Origin of the sequence: Paracoccus sp. Z118, assembly GCF_019061185.1 — a bacterium.
In the GTDB taxonomy this organism is placed as follows: domain Bacteria; phylum Pseudomonadota; class Alphaproteobacteria; order Rhodobacterales; family Rhodobacteraceae; genus Paracoccus.
In genome coordinates this window covers 22403-35812 of record NZ_JAHQZU010000011.1, presented here as the reverse complement: position 1 = coordinate 35812, position 13410 = coordinate 22403, and the positions used below count along the sequence as shown (strand labels likewise).

Below are 13410 nucleotides of genomic sequence, written 5' to 3'. Positions count from 1 at the left end.
CTCGCTGACGCTTTCCCCTGCCGCGTGTTGGCGCTACCGTGGCGGTCATGGACGCGATCGCCCCCTCTCCGCCCCGACCGGCCCCCGAACTGCCTCCGCCGCGCGGCTTCTGGCAGCGCATCGGCGACCGGCTGTCCGCGCTCATGTCCGGGCGGCGCAGCTCCGTGCCGCCGGAACGCTCGGTCGCCTTCACCATCGCCATCATCGCCCTTGGGGCCAAGATCGCGAAGGCCGACGGCCGCGTCGCCCGCGAGGAGGTCGCCGCCTTCCGCCGCATCTTCAAGATCCCGAGGTCCGAGGAACGCCACGCCGCCCGCGTCTTCGACCTCGCCCGGCAGGACGTGGCCGGGTTCGAGCTGTGGTCGCAGCGCATCGCCGCGATGTTCCCGCCCGGCGATTCGGTGCTGGTGGACGTGCTGGAAGGGCTGCACCTGATCGCCATGGCCGATCACAGCCTCGACGGACCCGAGATCGCCTTCCTCGACGAGGTGGCCCGCATCTTCGGCGTGGACCGGATGACCGTGGCCTCGATCCGCGCCCGCCATGACCCGGAACACGCCTGCCCGCCCTGCGACGTGCTGGGCATCGCCCCCGGCACGCCGCTGCCCGAAGCGCGCGAGCGCTGGCGCCAGCTCATCCGCGAAAACCACCCCGACCGCGCGCAGGCCCACGGCCTGCCGCCCGAGGCGGTGCGGCTGGCCGAAACCCGCACCCGCGCGATCAACGCGGCTTGGCAGGCCTATCGCGCCGGACACTGGCCTGCGGCCGAAGGGGGCTGACGCAGCGTCGGTCCTCCGCCCCGACGGCCTTCCGCCCCGGCGATCCGCGGCTGCTCTCGACCTGCCGGCGATTGCCCGCGCCGCCTACCGATCCCGGAACGCAGCAGCCATGCCGCGCGTTGGCCTCAGCCCGGCGGCTCGCCCGCACCCATCACGAAAAGGCGTCGCGATGATCCTGTCCCGCTCCCTCCCCCTCATCGCGGCCGTAATCCTGCTCTCCACCCCCGCGATGGCCCAGACGACGCCGTTCGAGATGCCGCAGGCCGAGCCCGCGCCCGAAGCCCCCGAAGCCGGCGAGGACGACTCGATCACCTCGCTGTTCGAGAATTTCTTCCGCGAGGCCGCACCGCATATCGAGGGGCTGTTCGGCGCGTTGGAGGGCACCGCCCAGGAACTCGCCCCCGCCCTGAGCGAGGTGGGCGATCTGATCGACGACATCGGCAACTATCAGCGCCCAGAGCGGCTGCCCAACGGCGACATCGTCATCCGCCGCCGCCCCGACGCCCCGCCGCCGCCGCCGACGGCCGAGATCGAGCGGCTGGTCCCCGACGCCCCGCCCGACACGCCGCGCACAGCGCCGCGTGTGCCGGAAATCCCGCCGGGCCCCGAGATCGCGCTTTAAACGAATCGGCGCGCGTGAGAATGGGCCGGGGAACGCCCGGCTTTTCCGCGTTCCGCTTCTATCCCGTCGCTATGCCGGGTCGGGATAGCCCGTGCGATGTGCGCTGTGATCGGAGCCGTTCACCCAAAGGCTGCGCTGGTGCCCATTGTTCGTCCCGGCCCGATATTCAGGCCCGGAACCTCGCGGGGCCGGTCCGCCCCGACGAGCCCCAATCCTGTCCCACGATGCGGCGCTGACCGCGCCGCACCGTTTTTGTCCGCCGGACCAGCGCCGCAGCCTCAGTCGCGGTTCATCCGGTTCCCGATCAGGTCCTCCACCACAGACGGGTCGGCCAGGGTCGAGATGTCGCCAAGGCTGCCGTAATCGTCCTCGGCGATCTTGCGCAGGATGCGGCGCATGATCTTGCCCGAGCGCGTCTTGGGTAGGCCCGGCGCCCACTGGATCAGGTCCGGCTTGGCGATCGGACCGATCTCGGACCGGACCCACGCCTCCAGCTCCTTGCGCAAAGCGTCCGAAGGCTCGGCGTCGTTCATCACGGTGACATAGGCATAGATGCCCTGCCCCTTCAGGTCGTGCGGATAGCCGACCACCGCCGCCTCGGCGACCTTCGGGTGGGCGACCAGCGCCGATTCGATCTCGGCCGTGCCCATCCGGTGGCCGCTGACGTTGATGACGTCATCGACGCGGCCGGTGATCCAGTAATACCCGTCCTCGTCGCGGCGGCAGCCGTCGCCGCTGAAGTAATAGCCGGGATATTGCTGGAAATACGCCTCCTCGAAGCGCTGGTGATCGCCCCAGAGCGTGCGCATCTGCCCCGGCCAGCTGTCGCGGATCGCCAGCACCCCCTCGACCGCGTTGCCGTCGAGCTGATGCCCGTCCGTCGGGTCCAGCACCTCGGCGCAGACGCCGAAGAAGGGCAGCGTGGCGGCGCCGGGCTTCGTCTCGATCGCGCCGGGAAGGGCGGTGATCATGTGGCCGCCGGTCTCGGTCTGCCACCAGGTATCGACGATCGGGCAGCGGCCCTTACCGACATGCTTGTCATACCACGTCCACGCCTCGGGGTTGATCGGCTCGCCGACCGAGCCGAGCACCCGCAAGCTGGACAGGTCGTATTTGTCCACCCACTCGGCCCCCTGCCCGATGAGCGAGCGGATCGCCGTCGGCGCGGTGTAGAAATGCGTGACCTTGTGCTTGTCCACGGTCTCCCAGAACCGCCCGGCGTCGGGATAGGTGGGCACGCCCTCGAACATCAGCGTGGTGACGCCGTTCGCCAGCGGTCCGTAGACGATATAGCTGTGGCCCGTGACCCAGCCGACATCGGCGGTGCACCAGAAGATGTCGCCGGGCCGACAATCGAACACCATCTCCTGCGTCATCGCCGCAAAGGCGAGATAGCCGCCGGTGGAATGCACCACCCCTTTCGGCCGCCCGGTCGAGCCGGAGGTATACAGGATGAACAGCGGGTCTTCGGCGTTCATCGGCCGGGGCGGGCAATCGGGGCTGACCTGCTCCATCAGCGCCAGCACGTCCACGTCGCGCCCGTTGATCCAGGTCGTCTGGTCGCCGGTGTGCTTGACGACGAGGCAGCGCACCTTGTCCGAGCAATGCAGCAGCGCCGCGTCGGCGTTCGACTTCAGCGCCGTGCGTTTGCCGCCCCGCGGCGCCGTGTCCGAGGTGATGACGAGCTTCGCGCCGCAGTCGTTGACCCGGTTCGCCAGCGCGTCGGGCGAGAAACCCGCGAAGACGACCGAGTGGATCGCCCCGATCCGCGCGCAGGCGAGCATCGCGTAGGCCGCCTCGGGGATCATCGGCAGATAGATCACCACCCGGTCGCCGCGCATCACCCCCTGGCTCAACAGGACGTTCGCCATCCGGTTCACCTTTTCCGACAACTCGCGGAAGGTGATGTGGCGGGCGGGCGTATCGGGGTCGTCGGGTTCCCAGATGATGGCGGTCTGTTCGCCCCGCTTTTCGAGATGGCGGTCGATGCAGTTGACCGAGGCGTTAAGCACCCCGTCCTCGAACCACTTGATCGAGACCTGGCCCAGCGTGAAGTCGGTGTCCTTCACCCGCGTATAGGGCTTGATCCAGTCGAGCCGCTTGCCCTCGCGCCCCCAGAACGTCTCGGGGTCGTCGATCGATTCCGCATAGAGACTGCGATAGCTCTCCGGCGTGACGTGGGCTTTCTCGAATCCGGGCGGAATCGGGTGTTTGGCAACAGCAGCTTGCGACATGAAAATTTCCCCCTCCAAGCGCGGGGCGCGGCAATCGACCGGGCCCTGACGGGCGGTGCGACGAACGGCACCCATCACGGCCAGATTATGACTACCGGTCACATCCGGTAAAGCGTCTTTGATCGGCGCCGGCTCAGGTGTTGCAGGTGATGCATGGCTTTCGGCGGCAGACTTGCCGGATGGGCCCTTTTCGGGCGAGGATCGGCCGATGATCGACCCCATCCGCCCCACCGACGACGCTGCCATCGCGCTCGCCCGCGCGCTGCTGGACGGTGCGCGCCACGCCGTGCTCGGCACGCTGGACGGCGAGGGCTTTCCCCATCTCAGCCGCATCGGATTGCAGACGGACGAAGATGGCGCGCCGCTGGCCCTGCTGTCAGGATTGGCCGCGCATAGCCGTGCCCTGGCGGCCGATCCTCGCGCAGGGCTGCTGCTGTCCGAACCGGACGCGGCGGCCAAGGGCAGCCCTCTGACGCGGCCCCGGCTGTCGCTTCAGGTGGTGGCGCGCATGCTGCCGCCGGGCGATGAGGCGCGGCGCGTACGCTGGCGCGAACGCGACCCGAAATCGGCCGTCTATCTCGACTTGCCAGACTTCCGGTTCTGGCGTCTGGAGCCGCGCTCGGGCCTGCTGAACGCGGGCTTCGGCCGCGCCTACCGCCTGACCGCGGCAGAGCTGATGCGACGATAAGACGCGGGAAAAGCCCCGCCGGAGTTCACCGGCGGGACGCCTGCCTGCCTGCTGCCGGCGCGTTACGCCGGGTTGTCCATCCGCACCTGCACCGCGACCTTGCCCGTCACCGCCGACGGCCAGTTCAGCCCGATCATCGCCTGGGCCGCGCCCTCGCGCGCAGAGACGAAGGGCAGACCGCTGACCCAGGCCCCGCCCGCGACCTTCACCGCGCTTTCGGCCGTGACCGAATCCACCTTCAGCGCATAGCCGTTGAACGGCAGCGCGGCGCCCGCGTTCACCAGCCACTTCGCGCTCGCAGTGTTCTGGTTGTGCGTGATCGTCACCGGGTTGGCGACAAAGGTATCGACGCCGGTGAAGCTGTTCCCCGAGAACACGACATTCCGCGCCCCGGCGTGGTTGAGATCGGCAATCGACGTATCCACCCGGTCAACCCGCGTGATCCGCCCGACCGAGCACTTGAAGACGTTCCCCATGACCGTCAGCCCCTGCAGGAACTGGCCCGAGCCAAAGGGCTTGATGACCAGCCACGAAAATCCCGGCACCACCTGCGAGCAGAGGAAGGTGTTCCCGGTGATCGTCAGCCCCCCGAAGCTGTAGATCGAGGGGCTGTAATTCGGGTTGGGGCTGTGCTCGTTGGTCCATTCGATGCTGGCGTTGTCGATGTAGTTGCCGGTGACGTTGACCTGCAGGTTGGGCGCGGTCAGCACCAACCCGGCAAAGCGCACGCCTTGCGCCGCGTTGTCTCCTTGGAACCAGTGGTTGCCGGAAATCATGTGGCCGTTGCCGTTCGCCACCATGAAATGCCCGAATCGCACGAAGCGGCTGTTGCGGATCTTGCAGTCATTGGCGTTGACGTTGATGGCGACGCTGCTGCGGTTCTGCGCCAGATCCCCCATCTCGTCCGACAGGAATTGGCATTGCTCGACCACCATGTCCTGACAGGCCCGCCCGATCGAGGTGATGGCGCGGGTCTGCGGCCGGGTGAAGAAGCAGTCGCGGAAGGTGAAGAGCTGGCCCGCCGCGGGCAGCATGACGGCGTTGCCGACCCCGTCCAGCAGGAACTCGATATCCGCGAAGGTCAGCCGGTCCACCTGCGCCACGCCGGAGAAATCCAGCGCGTAGCGATCACGCACGAAGCTGTAGCTGCGCGTTCCCGCCCCGCCGTAAAGCGGCTGCGACAGCGTCAGCGTGCCGGTGGCGACGTTGCGGTCGCGCACATAGACCTCGCGCCCCACGCCGGGGCCGCTGACGCGCGAGCCGATGGCGATCTGCGCGACCTGCGCCACGGCGCGCAGCTCCTCGGGACGGGCGGGGTCGTAAGTGCCGGCCGATGCGACCGTCGCCGGATTCCAGGCCGGACCGGGAACCGAGGCGATCTGCCCGTTGGTGATGACCCGGCGGTTGGAGAACGAGGCGAGGCCCGGACAGGCGGCGGCGACGTCCAGCGGCTCGGTCAGGTCCACGCGGCGGCCGCAAAGATCCAGCGCGACGTGATCGGTATAGCCGAACAGGGCCTGCAATGCGCGCTTCAGCCCCTCTGTCTCGTCGCCGAAGGCGTCGGCATAGGTCGGCAGGTCGAACCGGCCCTGCAGCGACAGCCGCGCCGTCCGCGGCATCGCCAGCCTGCCCTTGAACCGCACCGGCGCCTTCAGCGCGGTGTCGGTGGCGAGGTAATAGGTCCCCTCGGGCACCAGAATCTCGCCGCCATTCGCGGCGGCGTCGGCCGCGAGGAAGGCGGCGCGGTCGTTCGCGATCCCGTCGCCCACCGCCCCGAAGTCGCGCACGTCCACCCAATCGATGCCCGTGGGCAGGAAGGCGCCCGTCACGTCCTCGATGCGGATGCTCTCGATCCGCACGGCGCCGCCGTTGACGCCGATCAGGTCCAGCCCGAAATGGCCGAAGGCGGCCGAGATGCCCCACGGCATCGTCACCCCGCCGCGCTGGCCGGTGCCGACGATGGCCGAAACCTCGACGATCTCGCCATAACCCCGCAGCGCCGTCGCCGGTCCGGCCTGCACCACGCCGGGCACCTGCGTCCGCTGCGCGGTGCCCGCCCAGGCCGCGATGCGGACCTGCGGCAGGTTCCCCGCGACCGCCTTCACCCGCGCCGAGACCCGCAGATACGTTCCCGGCAGGATCGGGGTTTCCCCGGTGAAACGCAGCCGCGTCACGTCGTCGAGCTTCACGATCTCCATGCAACTGCCGAAATCCTGATCTGCGGGCACGATGGCGGCGTTGGGCGCGCCCGCCCATGTCGCCTCGCCCGAACGGCCGTTCTCGCGCGACCAGGCGGCCAGCCCCGCCCCGAAACCCGGAGGGTTCAGTTGCAGCCCGGCGGTGATGGCGATGTTCATGCGTGGTCTCCCCGATTGCCAAGCGCGGGGGCGGACCCTGCGCGGATATGAGGCGCAAGGTCGCAATGCCGCGTTAACGGCGCGTTAACCTTCCGCCCGCCGCAACGGCCGCCCGCGCAACGGCTTTCAAGACGCGCGGCACTGGGTTATCTGCATCCGATCACGAAGGGGACCGCCATGACCGACCAGACCGCGCCCGAACAAACGGGGCCCGAACAAATGGGGCCCGACGCGCCGCAGCTTTACCTGATCGCGCCCGCGCTGGCCCTGGCCTCGGAACTGGCGCCGCGGCTTTCGGCGGTGCTGGACGCCCATCCGGTCGCCTGCCTGCGCCTGCCCGGCGCGGGGGACGAATCCGAACTGGGCCGCATGGCCGACCTTGCCCGCGACATCGCCCACGCGCGGGACGTGGCCGTGGTGATCGACAATCACGTCGCGCTGGCGCAGCGGCACGGGCTGGACGGGGTCCACCTGACCGACGGCCCGCGCGCGGTGCGCTACGCCCGCAAGGAACTGGGCGCGGATGCCATCGTGGGCGTCTTCTGCGGCGCCTCGCGCCATGACGGGCTGAACGCGGGCGAGACCGGGGCCGATTACGTCGCCTTCGGGCCGTGCGGGCCGACCGCGCTGGGGCATGGCGAGCCGGCGCCCCTGGACCTGTTCCAATGGTGGTCCGAGATGATCGAGGTGCCCGTGGTGGCCGAGGGCGCGCTGGACGCGGGTCTGATCCGCGCCTTGTGGCCGCTCGCGGATTTCATCGCCATCGGGCCCGAGATCTGGTCCGCCGACGACCCCGCAGCGGCGCTTGCGGCGCTGTGGCCGAAGTAAGGGGGCGCTGCCCCCTCTGGCGCGTGCCGCGCCATTCACCCCCGGGATATTTGGGGCCGCCCGATCGCAGTCTTGTCGCGGGCCGCGCGCCGCCCTAAAGCGCGGGTATGACCCAGCATCAGCGCCTTCTCATCATCGACTTCGGCAGCCAGGTGACGCAGCTGATCGCGCGCCGCCTGCGCGAGCTGAACGTCTTCTGCGAAATCATGCCCTACCAGGCCGTCACCGACGCAGCGCTTCGGGCCGATCCGCCGCAGGCAGTGATCCTGTCCGGCGGCCCAGACAGCGTCACGCGCGAGGGCAGCCCCCGCGTCCCGCAGGCGGTGTTCGAGCTTGGCGTGCCGGTCTTCGGCATCTGCTACGGCCAGCAGGCGATGATGGAGCAACTTGGCGGCAGGGTGGAGGCCGGGCACCACGCCGAATACGGCCGGGCCTTCATCGCCCCCGCACCCGGCCACAAGGGCGACGGCATCTTCGCGGGCCTGTTCTCGGACGGGCGCGAGGAGGTCTGGATGAGCCACGGCGACCGCGTGACCGCGCTCGCGCCGGGCTTCGAGGTGATCGGGGTGTCCCCGAACGCCCCCTACGCCATGATCGCCGACGAATCGCGCCGGTTCTATGCCGTGCAGTTCCACCCCGAGGTGCATCACACCCCGAACGGCCGGATCATGCTGGAGAACTTCGTCCGCCTTGCGGGCTTCACCGGCGACTGGACCATGGCCGGCTATCGCGCCGAGGCAGTCCGCCGCATCCGCGAGCAGGTGGGCGACGGCAAGGTCATCTGCGGCCTCTCGGGCGGGGTCGATTCCTCGGTCGCCGCCGTGCTGATCCACGAGGCGATCGGCGACCAGCTGACCTGCGTCTTCGTGGACCACGGCCTGCTGCGGCAGGGCGAGGCCGACGAGGTCCTGACCATGTTCCGCGACCACTACAACATCCCGCTGATCCACGCCGACGAATCCGAGCTGTTCCTGGGCGAGCTGGACGGCGTCAGCGACCCCGAGGTCAAGCGCAAGACCATCGGCCGCCTGTTCATCGACGTGTTCCAGAAACACGCGGCCGAGATCGGCGGGGCCGAGTTCCTTGCGCAGGGCACGCTTTACCCCGACGTGATCGAATCGGTCAGCTTCAGCGGCGGCCCCTCGGTCACGATCAAGAGCCACCACAATGTCGGCGGCCTGCCCGAGAAGATGGGCCTGGAACTGGTCGAGCCGCTGCGCGAACTGTTCAAGGACGAGGTCCGCGCCCTCGGCCGCGAGCTCGGCCTGCCCGAGCAGTTCATCGGCCGCCACCCGTTCCCCGGCCCCGGCCTCGCCATCCGCTGCCCCGGCGAAATCACCCGCGAGAAACTGGAGATTCTGCGGAAAGCCGACGCGGTCTATATCGACCAGATCCGCAAGCACGGGCTTTACGACGAGATCTGGCAGGCTTTCGTTGCGATCCTGCCGGTCCGCACGGTCGGTGTCATGGGCGACGGCCGCACCTATGACTTCGCCTGCGCGCTTCGCGCCGTGACCTCGGTCGACGGGATGACGGCGGATTACTATCCCTTCACCCACCAGTTCCTGGGCGAGACCGCGACGCGGATCATCAACGAGGTGAAGGGCATCAACCGCGTGACCTACGACATCACATCGAAACCGCCGGGCACGATCGAATGGGAGTGAGCGACCGCCCCGCCGATCCGCACGCCGCGCGTGAGCCGGGGCAGGTGTCGCTGACCGGCGAACTGGTCTGCGCCGGCCCGGACGAACTTGCGCTGGTTCTGGCCCATGCGCAGGACCACGTGGACGCTTCGCGGGCAGAGCCGGGCTGCCTTCAGTTCGACCTGTGGCAGACCGAGGATCCGCTGGTATTCCGGGTGGCCGAGCGTTTTGCCGACCTCGCCGCCTACCGCGCCCATCAGGCGCGCAACCGCGCGAGCGTTTGGGGACCATTGACCGCGGGGATCGAGCGGCGGAACTTCGTCCGGCAGGGCGTCGATTGACCGCGAGACGGCGTCCCCCATGCCACCGAAGGAGAGACCGCCGTGCCCCAAGTCCCAAGAATCCGCGTCGGCGTCGGCGGCTGGACCTATGAGCCGTGGGACGAAAGCTTCTATCCCGCCGGGCTGCGCAAGAAGGACCAGCTGTCCTACGCGGCGAACCAGCTTGACGCCATCGAGATCAATGGCACCTTTTACCGCACCCAGAAGCCCGAGACGTTCCAGAACTGGCACGACGCAGCGCCGGAAGGCTTCGTCTTCGCCGTCAAGGCGCCGCGCTATGCGGTGCAGAAACGGGTTCTGGCGGAGGCGGGCGAATCGATCTCCCGCTTTGCCGAGAGCGGGCTTGAGCGGCTGGGGGACAGGCTGGGGCCGATCCTGTGGCAGCTCGCGCCGACGAAGAAATACGACCCCGAGGACTTCGCCGCCTTCCTCGACCTGCTGCCCGCCCGCGCGGGCGACCTGCCGCTGCGCCACGCGGTCGAGCTCCGCCACCCCTCCTTCGCCTGCGCCGAGGCCGTTGACGCCTGCCGCGCCCGCAACGTCGCCATCGTCCTGGCGGGCGACAGCGAGCATCCGCTGATCGCGGACCAGACCGCCGACTTCAGCTATCTGCGGATCATGGGCACGGCGGAAGGACCGGAAGCCGGCTACGCCCCGGCTGATCTGGATCGCTGGGCCGGGCGGGCGCGGGTTCTGGCAGGCGGCAGGCAGCCGGGCGACCTGCCGGCGATCACCCGGCCGCTGGGCGACGGCCGCGCGCGGGACGTGTTCCTGTTCGTCATCTCGGGCTACAAGGTGATGAACCCCGCCGCCGCAAAAGCATTGATGGCGCGGCTCGAGTCGTGAATGTGCCGATCCGGCCCGAACGATCCGAGGATCGCGCCGTCGTCGCGCAGCTTCTGCGCGCGGCCTTCGACGGTCCCGCCGAAGCGGCTCTCGTCGATGCCTTGCGCCACGACGGCGACCTGGATCTGTCGCTTGTGGCCGAGGACAACGGCAGGATCGCCGGTCATCTCGCCCTGTCGCCGCTCGACGCGCCCTTCCCCGCCCTCGCGCTGGCGCCGCTTGCGGTCAGCCCCGAGCGGCAGAGGCAGGGAATCGGCTCGGCGCTGGTCCGGGCCGCCATTGCCGCGCGGCCGGGCCACACGCTCGTCGTTCTGGGCGATCCGGCCTATTACAGCCGCTTCGGGTTCGTTCCCGTGGGGTGGGACAGCCCCTATGCCGGGCCTTACCTTCAGGCGCGCGGGCCGCATCTGCCCGAACGCGCCCGCATCGCCCATGCGCCCGCCTTCGCCGCCCTGTCCTGAGCGTCAGCCACGAACCTCGGCCCCTAACGTCAGCGCGGATCGACCGGTTCGCCCGGCTGCGTCTGCGGCACCCGCAGCCGCACGCGCTTGATGCGGCGGGCGTCGGCGTCCACGATCTCGAACTCGGCGCCGCTGTCATGGACGATCACTGTGCCCTGCGCCGGCACCCGTCCGGCCAGCATGAAGATCAGCCCGCCGAGGGTGTCGATCTCTTCCTCATACTCGCCCTCGGCGAGGCGGATGCCGGCTTCGCGCTCGACATCCTCCAGCGGGGCGCGGGCGAGGATCATCCATTGGCCGGGGCCTTCCTGAACCCACATCGCGTCGTCGCTGTCGTCGTGCTCGTCCTCGATCTGACCGATGACCTGCTCGATCAGGTCCTCGATCGTGACCAGCCCGTCCACGCCGCCATATTCGTCGATCACCAGCGCCATGTGGATGCGCTTCTGCTGCATCTGCTGAAGCAGCGCGCCGATCGGCATCGTGCCCGGAACATAGAGCAGCGGGCGCAGCAGCGGCCGCACCGCAAAGCGGGTCGCAGGGGTCCGTGCGCCGAATCCGTGCTTGAGCGCGAGATCCTTGAGGTGGATCAGCCCCAGCGGCTGGTCCAGATCGCCGCGATAGACCGGAACGCGGGAATAGCCGTGTTCGCGGAACTCCTCGACCAGTTCCGGCAGGCCTATGGTGACGGGAACGGCCACGATATCCGCCCGCGTCACCGCCACATCATCCACCGACTTGCGGCGCAGGTTCAGGATGCTGGGCGCGGTGCCGGCCACCGCCGCCTCCATCATCGAGCCGGGCCCGTCGTCGGAATCGCCCGAAGGCGTCAGCCGATCGAGGATGCGGCCCAGAAATCCTCGTGGTTCAGGTGGCTCGGGCTCCTCGTCCCCCGTTTCGCCGGACCATTCGGCCGGCTCGTCATGAGGGGGGGAGGCGGGACTTCGGGGTTCGTTCATCGGTCCAGTCTTACTGATAAGGATCGGGAATACCCAGATGCGCGAGGATGGAACGCTCGGATTGTTCCATGGTTTCGGCATCCGCGTCGATTTCGTGGTCGTAGCCGATCAGGTGCAGGGTCGCGTGGACCAGCAGATGGACCACGTGATCGGCCATCGGCTTGCGCTGCTGTTCCGCTTCGCGCTGGCAGGTGTCGAAGCTGATGGCGATGTCGCCCAGCTCGACCGGTCCTTCGGGGTCGGCGGGCGGGTGCGGGCGGGCGCCGGGTTCGCGGGCCGCCGCCTGGACCGTGGGCCAGCTCAGCACGTTGGTCGGTTTGGGCTTGCCGCGGAAATGCTCGTTCAGCCCCGCGATCCGATCGTCGTCGCAGCCGAGAACGACGACCTCGACATGATCCATCCCCAGATAATGTGCCGTGGCCGAGACGGCCCGGATCGCCAGCTCCTCAAGCTTTGCGTCGATCCATCGCTCGTCCTCGATGACGATATCGACGGGGGGCTGGGGTTCGGGGCCGTTCATGCCTCGCCCCCGCCTTCCCGGACGCCGCCGGCGAACGGATTTCGGCGCGACGGGTATTGCCCGCGCGAATCGGACGGCTCGCCCCGCGCCCGCGCGGCTTCGTCGTCGGCGTCATAGGCCTGGATCACGCGGGCGACGAGCGGATGGCGGACCACGTCCTTGGCGGTGAAATAGCTGAAGGAGATTCCCGGCACGCCCTTCAGGATGCGCTCGGCGTCCGACAGCCCCGAGGCGACGCCGCGCGGCAGGTCCACCTGAGTCCGGTCGCCGGTGATGACCATGCGCGAGCCCTCGCCCAGGCGGGTCAGGAACATCTTCATCTGCATGGAGGTCGCGTTCTGCGCCTCGTCCAGCACCACGAAGCTGCTGGCCAGCGTGCGCCCGCGCATGAAGGCCAGCGGCGCGATCTCGATGCGCTTCTCCTCCATCAACTTCTGCATCTGCTTGGCCGGCAGGAAATCGTTCAGCGCGTCGTAGAGCGGCTGCATGTAGGGATCGACCTTCTCCTTCATGTCGCCGGGCAGGAAGCCCAGCCGCTCACCCGCCTCGACCGCGGGGCGCGACAGGACGATCCGGTCCACCTGCCCGCCCATCAGCATGGTGACGCCCACGGCGACGGCGAGATAGGTCTTGCCGGTGCCCGCCGGGCCGATCCCGAAGGCCAGCTCGTTGCCGAACAGCGCCCGGACGTAATCCTTCTGCGCGTCGGTGCGCGGCTCGACGACCTTCTTGCGGGTGCGCAGCTCGATCGGGCCGTGGGCGAACATCTCCAGCTGCTCGGCGGGGGTCAGGGCCGGCGTGTCGCCCCCCGTCTCCATCCGCAGGGCGGCCTCGACATCCGCCGCCTCGACCGCGCGGCCCTGTTCCAGCCGGGCGTAAAGCGCGCGCAGCACCTGCGCGGCCTCGGCCTGCGATGCGGCGGGGCCGACCAGTTCCAGCAGGTTGCCGCGGCGCAGGATATGCACGCCGAGCGCCTGCTCGATCCGGGCCAGATGCCGGTCATGCGGGCCGCACAGGTCGATCAGCAGCCTGTTGTCGGGAAATTCGATCAGCGTTTCGGTGGCGGCTGGATTGGTCGGGGCAAGACCCAAGAGCGATCCTCATCAAACAGGAGTGGCGGCAGCATAGC

At 69.0% G+C, this 13410-nt stretch carries 13 protein-coding genes; 8 read left to right on the top strand and 5 right to left on the bottom strand.

What is annotated here, in order from left to right:
- Positions 1-47: 47 nt before the first annotated feature.
- Positions 48-779 (top strand): molecular chaperone DjiA, encoded by a 732-nt coding sequence (locus KTN05_RS10835; protein ID WP_217329420.1) that lies wholly within the window; start codon positions 48-50, stop codon positions 777-779.
- A gap of 169 nt (positions 780-948) precedes the next feature.
- Positions 949-1401 carry a hypothetical protein gene (locus KTN05_RS10830; protein ID WP_217329419.1) on the top strand — a complete coding sequence of 151 codons (453 nt, stop codon included), beginning with the start codon at positions 949-951 and terminating at the stop codon, positions 1399-1401.
- A gap of 278 nt (positions 1402-1679) precedes the next feature.
- On the opposite strand, the gene acs is transcribed toward KTN05_RS10830, so the two are convergent.
- Positions 1680-3635 (bottom strand): acetate--CoA ligase, encoded by a 1956-nt coding sequence (acs, locus tag KTN05_RS10825; RefSeq protein WP_217329418.1) that lies wholly within the window; start codon positions 3633-3635, stop codon positions 1680-1682.
- A 208-nt stretch (positions 3636-3843) separates the two neighbouring features.
- On the opposite strand from acs, the gene KTN05_RS10820 reads away from it, so the two are divergent.
- Entirely contained in the window at positions 3844-4323 is a 480-nt protein-coding gene (locus tag KTN05_RS10820) for a HugZ family protein (protein ID WP_217329417.1), read from the top strand.
- Between the two features lie 62 nt (positions 4324-4385).
- Here the strand turns inward: KTN05_RS10820 and KTN05_RS10815 are convergent, their stop codons facing one another.
- Positions 4386-6680, bottom strand: coding sequence for a glycosyl hydrolase family 28-related protein (locus KTN05_RS10815; RefSeq protein ID WP_217329416.1), 2295 nt, complete (start codon positions 6678-6680; stop codon positions 4386-4388).
- A gap of 177 nt (positions 6681-6857) precedes the next feature.
- Between KTN05_RS10815 and KTN05_RS10810 the strand changes: the two genes are divergently transcribed.
- The 5 genes from KTN05_RS10810 (at position 6858) to KTN05_RS10790 (ending at position 10802) form a co-directional block, all read left to right on the top strand.
- Positions 6858-7508: a thiamine phosphate synthase gene (locus KTN05_RS10810; protein WP_254368134.1), complete on the top strand. Its 651-nt coding sequence runs from the start codon at positions 6858-6860 to the stop codon at positions 7506-7508.
- A 107-nt stretch (positions 7509-7615) separates the two neighbouring features.
- Positions 7616-9175: a glutamine-hydrolyzing GMP synthase gene (gene guaA / locus KTN05_RS10805; protein WP_217329415.1), complete on the top strand. Its 1560-nt coding sequence runs from the start codon at positions 7616-7618 to the stop codon at positions 9173-9175.
- A complete protein-coding gene (locus tag KTN05_RS10800) occupies positions 9172-9495 on the top strand; it encodes a putative quinol monooxygenase (RefSeq protein WP_371823338.1) in 324 nt (107 codons plus the stop codon). The genes guaA and KTN05_RS10800 overlap by 4 nt, the downstream gene beginning before the upstream one ends.
- 42 nt (positions 9496-9537) lie before the next feature.
- Complete coding sequence (locus tag KTN05_RS10795) at positions 9538-10341, top strand: DUF72 domain-containing protein (RefSeq protein ID WP_217329413.1); 804 nt, start codon at positions 9538-9540, stop codon at positions 10339-10341.
- Positions 10338-10802, top strand: a complete 465-nt coding sequence (locus tag KTN05_RS10790; RefSeq protein WP_371823337.1) for a GNAT family N-acetyltransferase — start codon at positions 10338-10340, stop codon at positions 10800-10802. Before KTN05_RS10795 ends, KTN05_RS10790 begins: the two co-directional genes overlap by 4 nt.
- A 29-nt stretch (positions 10803-10831) precedes the next feature.
- On the opposite strand, the gene KTN05_RS10785 is transcribed toward KTN05_RS10790, so the two are convergent.
- Genes KTN05_RS10785 through KTN05_RS10775 form a run of 3 tightly spaced genes read right to left on the bottom strand, consistent with a single transcriptional unit; the run spans position 10832 to position 13372 of the window.
- The gene (locus KTN05_RS10785; protein ID WP_217329412.1) at positions 10832-11761 is read right to left on the bottom strand and encodes a hemolysin family protein; all 930 of its coding nucleotides are present in this window, start codon (positions 11759-11761) and stop codon (positions 10832-10834) included.
- A gap of 10 nt (positions 11762-11771) precedes the next feature.
- Complete coding sequence (gene ybeY / locus KTN05_RS10780) at positions 11772-12281, bottom strand: rRNA maturation RNase YbeY (protein ID WP_217329411.1); 510 nt, start codon at positions 12279-12281, stop codon at positions 11772-11774.
- Positions 12278-13372 carry a PhoH family protein gene (locus KTN05_RS10775; RefSeq protein WP_217329410.1) on the bottom strand — a complete coding sequence of 365 codons (1095 nt, stop codon included), beginning with the start codon at positions 13370-13372 and terminating at the stop codon, positions 12278-12280. The genes ybeY and KTN05_RS10775 overlap by 4 nt, the downstream gene beginning before the upstream one ends.
- Positions 13373-13410: the final 38 nt, after the last annotated feature.